Annotated in this window: 5 protein-coding genes; 2 read left to right on the forward strand and 3 right to left on the reverse strand. The window is 71.3% G+C overall.

All coding sequences use genetic code 11. The features are described from left to right. The first annotated feature begins 326 nt into the window (after positions 1 to 326). Positions 327 to 7307: a glycoside hydrolase domain-containing protein gene (locus ABZ312_RS27585; RefSeq protein ID WP_500438969.1), complete on the forward strand. Its 6981-nt coding sequence runs from the start codon at positions 327 to 329 to the stop codon at positions 7305 to 7307. Positions 7308 to 7463: 156 nt separating this feature from the next. On the opposite strand, the gene ABZ312_RS27590 is transcribed toward ABZ312_RS27585, so the two are convergent. The 3 genes from ABZ312_RS27590 to ABZ312_RS27600 form a co-directional block, all read right to left on the reverse strand. Continuing rightward, positions 7464 to 11648 (reverse strand): carboxypeptidase regulatory-like domain-containing protein, encoded by a 4185-nt coding sequence (locus tag ABZ312_RS27590; RefSeq protein WP_500438970.1) that lies wholly within the window; start codon positions 11646 to 11648, stop codon positions 7464 to 7466. A 468-nt stretch (positions 11649 to 12116) separates the two neighbouring features. Continuing rightward, positions 12117 to 12593, reverse strand: a complete 477-nt coding sequence (locus tag ABZ312_RS27595; protein ID WP_500438971.1) for a phage tail tube protein — start codon at positions 12591 to 12593, stop codon at positions 12117 to 12119. A 368-nt stretch (positions 12594 to 12961) separates the two neighbouring features. Continuing rightward, positions 12962 to 13414: an STAS domain-containing protein gene (locus tag ABZ312_RS27600; RefSeq protein WP_500329280.1), complete on the reverse strand. Its 453-nt coding sequence runs from the start codon at positions 13412 to 13414 to the stop codon at positions 12962 to 12964. Positions 13415 to 13511: 97 nt separating this feature from the next. On the opposite strand from ABZ312_RS27600, the gene ABZ312_RS27605 reads away from it, so the two are divergent. After that, positions 13512 to 13823, forward strand: coding sequence for a helix-turn-helix transcriptional regulator (locus ABZ312_RS27605; protein WP_499516336.1), 312 nt, complete (start codon positions 13512 to 13514; stop codon positions 13821 to 13823). Positions 13824 to 14538 lie beyond the last annotated feature (715 nt).

Here is a 14538-nt window from a genome sequence, read left to right on the forward strand (position 1 = left end):
ACAGGACGGCCCCGCCCCGCTACGCTCTGACCCGTCGTCGGCCGAAGTCCTCACGCCCCGCCGCACGCCGCGCCGTTGTGTCGCCCTCGCGGCCCCTGGCGCGCACGTGCCGTACGAATTCTGTTTGCCTTCCGTACGTCTTCCCCGTGTCTGATGACGTACGGTCGTGAAAGCGGCGGCTGCGATGCCGTTCGTCCACTACCGTCTCGCTCTGGGTTGCACGCCCGGCGTTTCCGGGCTGACAACGTTGTCTTCTGGTGAGGCCGAACCGTGCGTGCGTATTGCGACGCTGGAGAGGTTACGTGTCCATCAGATCCCATCCCCCCTTGCCCCGCGCGGTCCTTCCGGGAACCGCGAGCGGGCGTCGCCGGCCACTGCGCGCGACGGTCGCCGCGCTGCTCACCGGGGCGCTCGGCCTCGGCGCGCTGGCGGGTGGCGGCGCGGCCGCCGCCGTGCCCGTCGCCACCACGTCCACGGGGTCCGGCGGGACGTCAGGCGGGACGGACTACACGAAGCTCGTCGACCCGTTCGTGTCGACCGCCGGCGACGACGGCAACGACCTGCCGGGCGCGCAGGCGCCCCACAGCCTGGCCAAGGTCAACCCGCTGACCACGCCGAACCGGAACCACACCGGGTACGACTACAACGAGGACCACATCGCCGGGTTCACCGCGACGAACCTCGACGGCGTCGGCGGCTCCGGAGGCGGTGGCGACCTGCTCGTCGTCCCGACCTCCGTGCAGTACGACAGCCGCCCCGCCGCCGGCACGTACGCCCACGCGTACAGCCACGACGACGAGAGCGCGACGCCCGGCTCGTACCAGGTGGGCCTCGGGGCCATCTCCGGAACCGCGTCGTCGGTGAAGCAGGACCCGGGCAGCATCAAGGCCGAGATGACCGCGACGACGCGCACGGCGCTGCAGCGGTACAGCTTCCCCGCCGGGTCGAACCCCGAGCTCGTCCTCGACCTCGCGAACAACTTCACCAGCCGCACCCGCTCGACGATGAAGGCGACGACGCTCCCGAACGGGACCACGTCGATCACCGGGCTCATCGCGGGTTCGTTCAACGGCGCCTCGTACAAGCTGTACTACGCCGCCACCACGAACGTCGCCGTGACCTCCCTGAAGAGCTGGGGCAACGACGGCAAGCTGAGCGACGCGACCACGCAGGACGGGTCCGACACCGGCGCCGTCCTCGGGTTCGACAAGGCCGCGGGCGACGACATCGAGCTGCGCATCACGCTGTCGCCGATCAGCGCCGAGCAGGCCACGACCGACCAGCACAACGAGGTGGGCGACCTCACCTTCGACCAGGCGCGCGCGCGGACGAAGGCGGACTGGAACGAGGCGCTCGGTGCCGTCGACGTGCGCTCCTCGGTGAAGTCCGACCCCGGGTCGACGCTCACCAAGGAGTTCTACACGCACCTGTACCGCATGTACGCGCTGCCGGTGAACGCCACCAGCACCAGCGGGACGTACCGCGGCGCGGACGGTGCGGTGCACAAGGCGAACGGCTTCACGTACTACGACGGCTGGTCCACCTGGGACGACTTCCGCAAGTACTCCGTCGAGTCCTACATCGACCCGGCCACGTACCGGGACATGATCCAGTCGCTGATCGTGCTCTTCGCCGACCAGCGCACCTCCGGCAAGAGCCTCGGCAGCCTCACCCACTCGGTCCCGACCGTGCGCTGGGAGCGCTCGGCCGTGCTGGTCGCCGACGCGCTGTCGAAGGGCTACAAGAACTTCGACCGGCTCGACGAGGCGTACCCGGCGCTGCTGTCGTACTCCGGGTTCTACACGGGCGCGCAGCTGCGGCAGGGGTACGTCACCGGTGACCCCGGTACGACCGTGCAGCGCGGCTACGACCAGTGGGCGCTGTCCGTCGTCGCCGACGCGCTCGGCAAGAAGGACGACGCGAAGAAGCTGCGCACCCAGTCGACGATGGCGATCGACAACCTCGTGAAGTCCGGCGCCTGGACCGCGGCCGACGGCACCAAGGTCGGTCTGCTCACCCCGCGCGCCGCGAACGGCGACTGGCAGAGCGCCGACTACGAGAAGTTCGAGGCGGCCGGCCTCTACCAGGGCACGCTCTGGCAGTACCACTGGTACGACGCCTACGACATGGGCGGCCTCATCGAGGCCATGGGCGGCGACAAGGCCGGCAAGGCCGCGGTCAAGCACATGTTCGGCGAGGACTCGACCGTCGACGACGGCTCGACCATGCTGCACTCCAACGCGAACGAGATCGACCTCCAGGCCCCCTACCTCTTCAACTACGTCGGCGAGCCGAGCCTGACGCAGAAGTGGGTGCGCGCCATCTACACCGGCGAGACCTGGAACCGCTACATCGCGACGGGCTCCACGAACGAGGCCCCCAGCTCCGGCGGCCAGTTCACCCCGCCGGTCAAGACCCAGGTCTACAAGCTCTCCCCGAACGGCTTCCTGCCGACCATGGACAACGACGCCGGCACCATGTCGACCATGTTCGTCGGCGCGGCGCTCGGCCTGTTCCCGGTGACCGCCGGATCCAGCCAGTTCCAGATCGGCAGCCCGTTCTTCGACTCGACGACGATCAGCTATGCCAACGGCTCCCGGTTCACGGTGAAGGCCGACGGCGTGTCGCCGAGCAACTACTACGTGCAGAGCGCGACACTCAACGGCAAGCGGTTCGACAACACGTGGCTCGACTACTCCCAGATCATCTCCGGCGGAACCCTGGACTTCACCATGGGGTCCAAGCCCTCCCAGTGGGGCGCCCACACGGAGCCCGCGTACTCACTGAACACCGACGGGGGCGACACGGGTGACGGCGACACGGGCACGGACAAGGGCGACACCGTCCTCTCCGCCCACCCGGGCACCGTCGACACCGACGAGGACGGCACCCTCCACGACAGCGTGAAGCTCACCCTTTCCGGACCGGCGTCCTTCGACGCCCGCAAGGGGACCAGCCTCACCAAGACCGGAGCGGCGAGCGTGACCGGCCTGCCGGACGGCGTCACGGCGGACCTCCGCGTCAGTGACAAGCGGACGGCGACGCTGTCCCTCACCGGCACCACGAAGGTCGACGCGCGCTTCGGCATCACCTTCCGGGACGCGGCCTTCGCGCACGGCGTGCGGGCCTCGACGGTGACCGGCACCGGGATATCCCCGACCGACCCGCTCCTCGTCTCCGCCGCCGCGGTGCAGCGCAAGGCCCTGGGCGCACTCGTCGACCAGGCGTCCGTGGTGCGCAGCGCCAACTACTCCGACGGCTCCTGGAACCTGTTCCGGTCGGCCCTCGAACGCGCGCGGACCGTCCTCGCGGACACCGCCTCCGCGACGGGCACGATCATGGCCGCGCAGGACGCGCTGCAGACCGCCATCGACGCCCTGACCATCGACGAGGGCGGCTACGCCGTCCTGCAGGCCGAGAGCCCCGACCAGAAGGAGGGCCCCAGCCTCGTCAGTGAGCGGAACAACTCCGACGGCAACCTCGGTGGCGTCACCGAGGGGTCGTGGGAGCGGTTCACCAGGCTGGACTTCGGCGGGGTCGCCCCGCGGACCATCTCGGTCCGCTACGCGAACTCGCAGGCGACGAACGCGAAGCCGAGCAGCGTGGACGTCCACGCCGGCGCCGCCGACGGCCCGATCGTGGCCACCGTCCCGCTCCCCGGCACCGGCGGCTGGCAGTACTACTCCACGGTGCAGGCGGCCGTCACCGACGCCGACGCCCTGCTGGACGCGAAGAGCGCGACGTTCGTGTTCCACGCCCCGTCGGGCCAGCAGTGGGTGTCGAACTTCGACTGGTACCAGTTCTCGCCGTACGAGGTCTCGACGTCCCCCACCACCACGCTCGCCACGCTGACCGCGGTCAACAGCACCGCGACCGGCAACGGTTCGCTGCCGCTCAACCTCGGCAACGGCATCTTCGAGAACGTGACGAACGGCGCGTGGGCGCAGTGGAAGGACACGAACCTCCAGAGCGGCGCCGACACCGTCACCGTCCGCTACGACAAGCCCCAGTCGCGGGCCGCGTCGGACTCGCACATCGAGCTGCACCTCGGCTCGAAGGACGGCGCGAAGAGCGTCGACATCCCGCTCGACTACAGCGGATCGGGCTGGGGAACCATCGCCACCACGAGCGTGCACCTCGACCCGAGCGTCTTCACCGGCGTCCAGGACGTGTACGCGGCGTTCGTCTCCAGCACGCAGACGGCCTCCCAGCCCTACGTGGGCAACGTCTACTCGCTGGCCCTGACGCAGACCGCCGACGCCCCCGTGGGCTTCGACGCCACCGCGTGGCGCTCCAACAGCGGCGGCGGCCTCAAGAGCGAGCCCGTCGGCTGGACGGGCTCCGGTTCCACCACCGACCTCGGCGGCACCTACAACGGGGCGTGGCTCAACTACGGGGACGTCGACTTCGGCACCTCCCCGAAGAGCACCGTCACGATCACCTACGTCAACAACTCCGCCCGCTGCGGCACCGGCTCCGCCGTCCAGCTCTACCTGGACTCCTTCGACACGGCCAACCCCGGCACGCCGTACGCGACCGTGCCGCTGCCGGTCACGGGATCCGCGTGGTCGTCCGGCGGGACGACGAGCGTGACGCTGCCCAAGGCGATCACCGGCACGCACACCGTCTACCTGCGGCTGACGACGAACCCGGACTCCTCGCACCCGTACGTCGCGAACCTGGGCCGGATCACCTTCAACCACGTCGAGACGCCCGCCGTCACGGACAAGTCCGCCCTGCGGAAGGCGATCGAGCAGTACGAGGGGCTCTCCGCCGACGCGGAGCGCTACGACGCGATCGACTTCGGTGTGTACGGGCGTGAACTCGCCGCTGCACGCATCCTCGTCACCGCCGATGACGCGACCCAGCTCGAGGTCGACACGCAGACGCGCAGCCTCACCCTGGCCGCGGGCCAGCTGATCCCGCTCCCGCGGCTGAAGCTGGAGGACCTGGTCGCCACCGCGTCCGTCCTCGACGACGACCGCTACACGGACGCGTCGTGGAAGGCGTTCACCGGGGCACTCGCCGCGGCGAAGACCGCGGTCGCCGACGGCGCGGCCGCGGACGCGACCCTCACCGCCCGGTACGACACCCTTCGCCACGCCCTGTCCGCGCTCACCACGAAGCCCAAGACGGTGCCGGCCGCGCCTGACGCGGTGTCGGCGACCTCGTCCGGCACGAGCGTGACCGTGGCCTGGTCCGCACCCAAGGACACCGGCGGCTCACCGGTCACCGGCTACGAGATCACCCTGAACGACGGTCACCAGATCAAGATCAAGGATCCGGACGGCCGGAGCACGACCTTCACCTGGCTGCGGTCGGGCAGGTCGTACACGGCACGCGTCCAGGCGGTCAACGCCGTCGGCACCTCCCAGCCGAGCGCCGCCACGGCACCCGTGGTCACCGGCGGCGGCAAGCCGCAGAAGCCGGCCGTGACGGGTGTGATCACCGACGGCAAGCAGGTCCGCGTGACCTGGCAGGCGGCCGGCGACGGCGGATTCCCGATCATCGGCTACACCGTGGCCCTCGACGACGGAACCATCGCGCACGTCCCCGCCACGGCGGGCACGACGCTGCTCACGACCACGGGCAAGGCGAAGGCCCACGCGGCCACCGTCACCGCGGTCACGCTGGCCGGAACGTCGGACGACACCGCCGCGACCGTCCCGGTGACCACCTCGGCGACCGCCCCGGCGGACGCCTCCGACCCGGCGTACGAGCCGTCCCCCTTCCCGGACGACACGCTCAACGCCAGCTACACGTCCGACAAGTGGCCGGGCACCGGCGACGGGACCGACTACTTCTACGGCCTGCTCAACGGATTCGAGCACCTCGACTCCGGCATCCTCGCCGCCAACACCAAGGTGCCCTACGGCACCTCGCCCACCGCTGAGAACGACCGGATCGCCGTGCGCATCAACAACGCGGCGACGCAGAAGGAGGTGGACCGGGCCGAGGTCGACGCCACGAACAGCTCCACCGTCACGATGGCCGACGGCCTCGGCTCCCGGCTCGGCCAGATCTACCTGGACGCCCTCAACGGCGGCCGGCTGCCGAAGACCGGCGCGCTGTTCTCCCGCGTCACTCAGGGCCTCGACAAGGGCGGGGCGGCGAAGGACCACTTCGGCTACCAGCGCCCGTACGCGCGGCTCGGGTTCGTCGGCGACGGCGGTGCCGTCTACGAGTCGCAGGACGGTTCCTACGGCAGCCTCACCACCAGCGGCTCCTACCCGAGCGGCCACACCTACGGCGGCTACGAAGCGGGGACCATCCTCGCCACGCTCCTGCCGGAGCTGGCACCGTCGATCCTGGCCCGCACCTCGGAGTACGGGGACAACCGCATCGTCCTCGGGTTCCACTACCCGCTCGACGTCATGGGCGGCCGCATCGCCGCACAGGCCACCGTCGCGCACCGGTGGGCGGACCCCGACTTCGCGAAGCTGCTGACCCAGGCCCACACCGAGATGGAGAACGTGCTGCTCGCCAGTTGCGAGAAGGAGGGCTACGGCGACACGCTCGAGGCCTGCGAGGGCGACTCCTACGCCGGCCTGAGCACGGCGCAGCACGTCGACCTGTACACGCAGCGCCTGGACTACGGGCTCTCCCAGGTCGGGAAGTCCGGGCAGGCCCTCAAGGCGCCGTCCGACGCGGCGGCCCTGCTGATCACGGCCTTCCCGGACCTGACCACCGCTCAGCGCACCCAGATCCTCGAGCAGACCGCGACGGACTCCGGCTCCCCGCTGGACCTCACCGCGGACGGCGGAGCGAGCTGGGAGCGGATCAACCTGGCGGCCGCGATGGCGGCGCACGTCGTCGTCAACGCCGACGGGTCCGTCAAGGTGACGAACCACACCGACGCCACCAAGGCCAGCGTCGCCGACGCCAAGGCGATCACCGTCGGAGGCATCGCGATCGACGGGTTCGACCCGGCCGTGTCCACGTACGTCGTCGACTGGCCGAAGAACAAGAAGGTCCCGGCCCTCTCCGCCGTACCGGCCCAGTCCGGCGCGCGGGTGAAGGTCACCGACGGCAGCTCGGTCCTGTCGTCGACCGGGCACCGGTTCACCACCCGCACCATCAAGGTCACCTCGGCCAACGGTTCGGTCACCCGCACCTACACGGTCGGGTTCCAGCCCACGGACCGCGACGACCGTCCAGTCGCGGCCGGCGGCAACGGTGGTGACCGCATCGCCAGGGCATCCGACCTGCTGAGCCGCGGAGGCAACGGAGCAGGCTCCGCCGGCGGCGCCGGATTCTGGGCGCCGTCGACGGAGTGGGCCAACCCCATGTGGATCCCCCAGGGGTAGCGCACACCTGACCGCCGGCGGCCGGCCCCTTCGGGTGACCCAGTGGTTCACCCGGAGGGGCCGTCGGCGTTTCGGGCGGCCGTGGGCGGCGGCGGTCGCCCGCGCGACACGGTGGGACCGGCCCGCCGGGCCGGTCCCACCGTGTCCTGCACTCGCCTAACGCCTGGTCAGAACCACGTCGGTGGTGACGGCGTCACGACCGCGCGGTCGCACCGTGCGTTCGGCCGTCCGGTAGCCATCGGCACTCACGGTGAGGGAAACGGTCGGTCCGGCGTCCGGGAGCCACAGCTGGTACGAGCCGTCGACCGCGGTGCTGAGCGTGTGCGCGCCCGCCCCGGTCCCGACGCGGACCGTGGCTCCGGCCAGCGGGGTGCTGCCGCCATGTCGCTCGGCGCCGCTGACGGTGCCGGTCAGGTGCGTCCACCCCGGCGGCGCCACCACGGTCATGGTGACCGGCACGGTGACGGAGGCGTACGGCCCGTCGCTGTCGATGACCAGCCGCGCCTGGTGCACGCCCGCGTCGGCCGGACCCATGTCCCGGGCGTCGACGGTGACGGTGAGCTCCGCCGTCCTGCCCGCGCCGACGGATGAGGAGCCCGCCTTCGCCGCCAGCCACGTCACGTCCCCGTGGGGTGCGTCGTAACCGGGCAGTTCGAGGGCGGAGGTCTGCATCACCCTGTCGGCGCTCTGGCCGCCGAGGACCGACCAGCCGGGCGCTCCGGCCGCCGCGTACAGCGGCTGCGGCAGGTTCGGCAGCGCGCTCCACGTGTCCGCGGCCGGATCGTAGGCGTAGGCCTCGTTGGTCACCGCGGCGGCCCCGACCAGCACACCGCCGGCGGCCATGAGCCGGCCCGCGCCGCTCGCCGTCGCGGCACCCCAGAAGTCCACCGGGGGGTCGGCGATCGGCGTCCAGCGGCCCGCGGCCGGGTCCAGGGCGTAGCCCACGGCCGTGGCGTGGGCAGGCTGCCCGTCGCCCTGGTGGACACCGCCCGCGCAGTACAGCGTCCCGTCGACGGTTCCGCAGCTCTGCCAGGAGGTCGGCACAGGGTAGGCCGGTCCCGTGGACCACGTGTCGCCGGCCGGGTCGTAGACCTGGACGTCGCGCGTGCCGCAGGAGATGCCGGTGCAGCCGCCGATCACGTAGAGCCGGTCGCCGACCGCCGCCGCGGCCGAATTGCCGTACGCCTTGGGCGCGTCGGCGATCCGCGACCATGTGTCGCTCGCCGGGTCGTAGACCTCGCCCCCGGCGATCGGCGTGCCCGCGCGGTTCTTGCCGCCGACGACGTACAGCTTGCCCCGGACGAACCCGTAGGCCGCGCCGCTGCGCTTGGTGACGGCCGGGGCGAGGTCCTTCCAGGTCGCCGTGGCCGGGTCGTAGGAGCGCAGGGCGGTAGTCCACTGACCGTCGGGGGTCTGGCCGAGACCGGTGTAGAGGACGCCGTCGTACGCGGCCGCGATCCCCCCGGTCATGGGCTGCGGGAGGTCCGCGAGCGGCTGCCACGCCTGCCCGGCGGTCGCCCCGGCGGTCCGGCCCGCCGCCGTGGTGTCCGTCGTGGCGGTGGCCGCGACGTCGAGCGGATCGGGTCTGGCGGCCCTCCGCTCCCTGGGGGCGCCGGACACGCGCGCCGGGGTTCCCGCGACGGCCTGCTCGCCGACGGCGAGAGAGGCCGGGGCGCCGCCGGTGTTGCGCACCTTCACCGTGACGGTCTTCTTCCCGCCCCAGGGAACGGTGACGCCCACCGCACCGGGGGTGGCCTTCAGCCGGGACGGGCGCAGCGCGAGGTCCGCGGCGGTGACCGTGTCGGCCTTGACCGTCGCCGCCGACGTCCCGGCCGGATAGCCGAAGGCGGGCAGGGCGGCGGTGAACTCCTGGCGGCCGGTACGGGAGGAGAAGGCCCAGTACAGCCCGTCGCCCACGGCCGGGTCGTCCGGCGTGGCGATGCTGTGGCCGCTGGCCTCGGGGTCCTTCGCGGCGGAGACGGTCGCGCCGACCACTCCGGCACCGGTGTTGGCGTCCGTCACCCGGCCCGTCAGCAGCCCACCGGGCACGGTGACCAGCGAGCGGGTGCCGACGGCGACGTTGTCCAGCTGCCAGATGCCGGTCAGGGAGCCGGCGAAGTGGAAGCGCAGCCGCACCGAGGACTTGCCGGCGTAGGCGGTGAGCGGAACGACCTGGTGGGAGGGGCCCTCCACGACGTCCGTGTGGTGCCAGAGGTTGTCCCAGTGGTCCCCGCCGTCGGTGCTCACGTCGATGTCGGCCGTGGGGTCGTTGAAGCGCCACAGACTGGGCAGCGCGGTGTCGAACTCCAGCGCCGGCCGGGTCTGCGCCGAGAGGTCATAGTCAGGGCTGATCAGTTCGGTGTCGACCTCGCCCCAGCCGAGGGCGTAGTCGTCGACCTGGGCGAAGCCGCCGTCACCACCGGTCTGGTTGCCGCGGGTCAGCGGGTCGTCGAAACCCCAGCCGCCGGCGGCGGTGTGGTTGACGATGCTCCACCCGGCAGGCTTCGCGGCGGTGTCGAAGGACTGGAAACCGCCGCCGTGGTAGTCGACGGCGTAGCCGGGCGGGAGGGTGCCGGAGCCGACCAGCGGGAGCGTCAGGTCGGCCGTCTTCGGGGACGATCCGAGCACGACCTTCGTCTCGGCCGGGCGGTAGCCGGGGTAGAGGCCGGTGGCGCGCAGCGTGTACGTCTTGCCGCGCTCGAGGCGGACGGAGTAGCGGCCCGTCCTGGGGTCGGTGTGGACGGTGCCGGGCACGCCGTCGACGGTCAGCCGGGCGTAGAGGCCCCAGCCGTGTCCGCCGCCGTCCCGGACCGTCCCGGAGACCGTGGTGGTCGGCACGGCCGCGAGCGCGGCGTTCCTGGTCAGCTCCGTGCCGTCGGCGAGGGTGACCTTGCCCAGGTCCTTCACGGAGTAGCCGAAGGCGTTGACCGTCAGCGTGTACGAGCCGGTGGGCGCCGCCAGCGACCACCTTCCGTCCGCGCCGGTGACCGCCGCATGCGCGCCCAGCCGCACCGTCGCGCCGGACAGCGCCTTGCCGGTGGCCTTGTCGGTGACCTTGCCGGTCACGGTGCCGTGCGGGCCGGGGCGGAAGGCGCCGACGCCGTTCGGCGTGCCCAGTCCCGTGGGTCCGTCGTAGCCGGGGCCGGCGGTGCAGCTGTTCGCAGGCTCGCATGGGGACGTGGTGTCCGGGTCGCAGGGTGCGTCGTCGGAGCAGTGGCCGTTGCTGCCGGTGGTCACGTCGTTGAGCGCACCGAGCGCGCGGTACGGGTACCCGGCCGGGTAGGTACCCTCGACGGGCGTCCCGGCCAGCGCGTACAGACCGGCGATGATCGGGGCGGAGGCGCTGGTGCCGCCGTAGACGCCCCATCCGCCGCCGGAGTAGGTGTTGTAGACCGCCACGCCGGTGTCGGGGTCGGCGACCGCGCTGACGTCCGTCACCGACCGCTTGTCGCAGCCGGTGCCGGTCTGGAACGCCGGCTTGGGCTGGTAGCCGGAGCACCCCGAGCCGGTGCCGCTCCACACCGTCTCCGTCCAGCCGCGCGCACCGGTGTCGCTCCTGCTGAGCGAGGTGCCGCCGACGGACGTCACGTAGGGGGAGGAGGCCGGGTAGCTCAGCCCGTGGCCGTAGTCGCCGGAGGCGAACACCACGGCGGTGCCGGGGTGGTCGAAGTACGCCGCGTCCAGGGCGGCGAGGTCGGGGCCGTCGTAGTAGGCGCCGTAGGAGTTGGAGACGTAGCGGGCGCCCAGCGCCACCGCGGTGTTGACGGCGGTGCCCAGGTCGTCCGTGGCGGAGCTGTCGGCCTCGACGAGGAGGATGTGCGCCTTCGGCGCGACGGCCGAGACCATGTCCAGGTCCAGGGATATCTCGCCGGCCCAGCCGTCGTTGGGCTGCGGGTAGTCGGTGCCGCCGCGCTGGTCGACCTTGCGGAAGCAGCCGTTGTCCGCCGTGCACGGCGGCAGCCCGTACTGGGTCCGGTAGGCGGCGAGGTCCTGCTCGGCCATCGGGTTGTCGTAGGCCGCCACGACCGCGATGGTCGCCCCGGCGCCGCCGTCCGCGGGCAGGTCGTACGCCGAGCGCAGGTCGGCCGGGCTGAATCCCTCGGGAGTGGCGGACCGTGCGGTGCGACCGCTGTCGGTGTCCGCTCGGCGCACCGCGAAGCAACCGAAGTGCCCGGGCTGCGGGGCGCCGCACAGCGACTCCGCCGCCGGCCCGGCGTCATCGGCGACGGCCGGGCTCTGCTGGGGCAGTTGGACCGCCAGGGCGGCCAGCAGCAGGGCCGCGGCCCCGCCGACGGCACGTTGCCACGGGGATCCCGTTGGCCGGGCGGGGGCACCCCTCAAGTACCGGGAGAGGGGGCGCGAAGGACGGGGAACGAGCACGGGGCGACTCCGGCAGTGGTCCGATAACGTTGTCGGGCACATGACGCGCTGCCCGAAGAAAGATCGCGCGCCCTCGACAACCAGGTCAATGGATGGAGTTGGCGACTTGGCGCCGCGTGTCGTATTCACGACTTCTCGGCCACCGCTCCACCGCGGCGGGTGCACCTCACCATCGGGCGGCCGGTCCGGTCGCCCGGCCGCCGCGTGCGAGGGGCCGAGCGGTCATCCCGTCGACCCTGTTCACAACCTGGCAACGCCTGAGCCCTGTTGTGCAGGGCGTCCGCGCCGTTGCCGTCTGCGCTTGGCAAGGGCCTCATCGCGACCTGTGGCCCTCGAACCGGCCGCGGGAGTGGGATGTGGTCCCGCCGGGCTCGTCCGGTCTCATGTTGAGCTGGGCGCGGCCGTCTCCGGCGTCGGCGGTCCACAGGTTCAGGGACGGCACGCGGTGGAACTCGCCGTTGGCGAGATGCTGCTGCAGCACCCCGGGGGAGACCACTTCCGCCAGGCCGGAGTACCAGACGGCGCCCGGCGGGTACGTGATGACTCCGTCGCCGTTGTCATTCCCGAAGGGGGCCGCCGGGACCATCTCTTACGCGCTCTCGACGCCATGACGTCACCCTTGCGCAGGATGACGACGAAGCCCTCCTCGCCCTTCTTGAGCAGGGTCTCGATGGTGTCGCCGGCCTTGTCCTCGCCGGGGATCGACGTGGTCAGCGTCGAGCCCAGGTCGGGGGTGTCGATCGGGGAGTTGCCGAGCGACCAGTCGGCGACGTCGGTGATCGCGCCGGACAGGTCGACCGGTGGTGATCTCCTGGCGGGTCGGCACGTTCGTCGCCGCGGTATGTCCGCCAGGAAGTAGATCTTGGTGACGCCACGGCGCATGAACCGCTGCTGCGTGGTACCCAAGGGGGGTGCTCACTGTCCGGGGACCCCAGCCCCGGCGTGCGGAGGCCCGTCCTCAACAGGTCGCAAGACTGCGACCGGAGGGTCAGTCCGTACCGTTTGGCCGGACGTCCATGCAGGGGCCTCCGCGGTGAGGTGCGATCAGACGTCAGCCGTTCGGTATCGACACCGTCAGGACGAATCGCTGCACGTAGTGCAGGTGGAGCTCACGACACGTCCTTTCCTCACGGTCAACGTCGTCGGACACGATCAGTGATCGGCGGGTGACATGGGGTCTCCACCCGACGGGCTGGTTACCTTCGAGCTTGGCAACCGGCGCCCCTGGACACCAGCTTCCGCCGGCGTCCGCTACGCACCCGTGCGCACCGGTGTCAGCGGCCGCGGGTGAGCAGTGCCCGGGTCTCGGTCAAGTCGAGGACGCGGGCGACGGGCGGGCTCATGACCTTGATCGTCAGGATGCCGCCGCCGCGGCCGTCGAAGGTCCTGGCCTCCAGCAGCGCGTTGAGGCCCGAGCAGTCGAAGAAGGTGACCCCGGACAAGTCCAGCTCGAGGCCTTCGGGGTGGGCGCGCATGGCCGCGATGAGGCAGCGTTCCAGGTCCGCTGCGCAACCGGCGTCCACTTCCCCGGTGATCACCGCCACCGCACCGTCCGTTCCGCGCGCTGCGAGGCTCAGTGTGGCCCGGTCGGCGAAGCTCCGCGTGCCTCCGGGAGGCAGATAGGTGGGCAGCGCCCAGGGGTCGGGGGCGGTGCCGTCGTCTTCGTGGGTGTGGTCCGGCCGCGACATCGTGGGCTCCCGCTGCTCCACCAGGGGACTTCCTGCCACCTGTGATGATGCTCGGACCGGCAACGTACGTCAAACAAATCATGAAATATTTTTCGTGGGTTGATAATCAGGAAACGGGGAGCGCATGATGGGGCGCATGGACGGACGCGCACAGGACCAGGACCAGCCGAGGTGGACCTTCCTCACCAGTCACGCGCGGGTCCTGATCATGATCGCCCGCGACCCCGGCATCAGGCTCCGTGACGTGGCTTCCGCCTGCGGCCTTACGGAGCGGACGGTGCAGGGCGTGGTCTCCGACCTCGAAGAGGGCGGATACCTGGTCCGGTCGCGCGAGGGCCGGCGCAACCGCTACGAGATTGTCCCTGGCGCCATGTTCCGCCATCCGGCCGAGTCCGATCACGAGATCGCCGGCCTCTTGGCGCTGATCACCGAACCCCCGGCGCCGTGACGGCCGGCCGTGTTGTCGGTGCCGGGTGGGGCACTGGCGTACGGAAGCCCGTCATCGCAAGGCTACGAACCACAGGGTCAGCCCGTACCGTGTAGCCGGACGTCCGAGCAGGGCCCCCGCGGTGAGGTGCGATCACGCGTCCGCTGTTCGATGGCAGCTACCCGTCACCTTTGAGGTGGATGCTTGCATCTGCACCGCAGTCGAGTGGTCAGCACCGCCTGGTTGGGAGCTTTCCTGGGCGCGCTTCGCGGGCCAACCGTTCTCGCGGGTGTTCCTCGGGATGATCGCCGGGCAAGGGAGGGCTCGCGGCGGCGCGTCCTCCCCTGGTGGTTACTGTGGACGGGGCGCGAGCCGGCTGCCGCGCTGGGCGGTAGCGGCCCGCCGCTCCCTGACATGTCCACCTGTGCTGGAAGCAGTACCGACGTACTGAGACGCTGGCCGAGTTCTTGCTCGGCTCGCTCCCGCAAGCTGTTTCGTAGGCCTTCAGCGCGGAATGCTCGACTCGGCGTAGGTACTGTGTCCGTTGCTTTGCGATGCCCCTTGTCCGTAAGCGGCTCCTGGCGCTCTTTCACCCGTGCGCAACGAGCTCAGTCCGAGTGGGTTCCGAAGGGGTGAATTGCTGGGCGAGAGCCGACCGCGGCCACCGCTATGCGGTCGGCGCCAGTTCGGCCCGGCCGAAAAGCAAGGCGTACCCGGTTGGCAGTTGTGCGAGAAC

The sequence above is a fragment of the Streptomyces sp. NPDC006207 genome (assembly GCF_040613835.1).
Lineage (GTDB): Bacteria > Actinomycetota > Actinomycetes > Streptomycetales > Streptomycetaceae > Actinacidiphila.

What these genes read in the sequence shown, in the direction of transcription:
- ABZ312_RS27605 (WP_499516336.1), top strand. Translation starts at nt 13,512, where the DNA reads ATGGACGGACGCGCACAGGACCAGGACCAGCCGAGGTGGACCTTCCTC.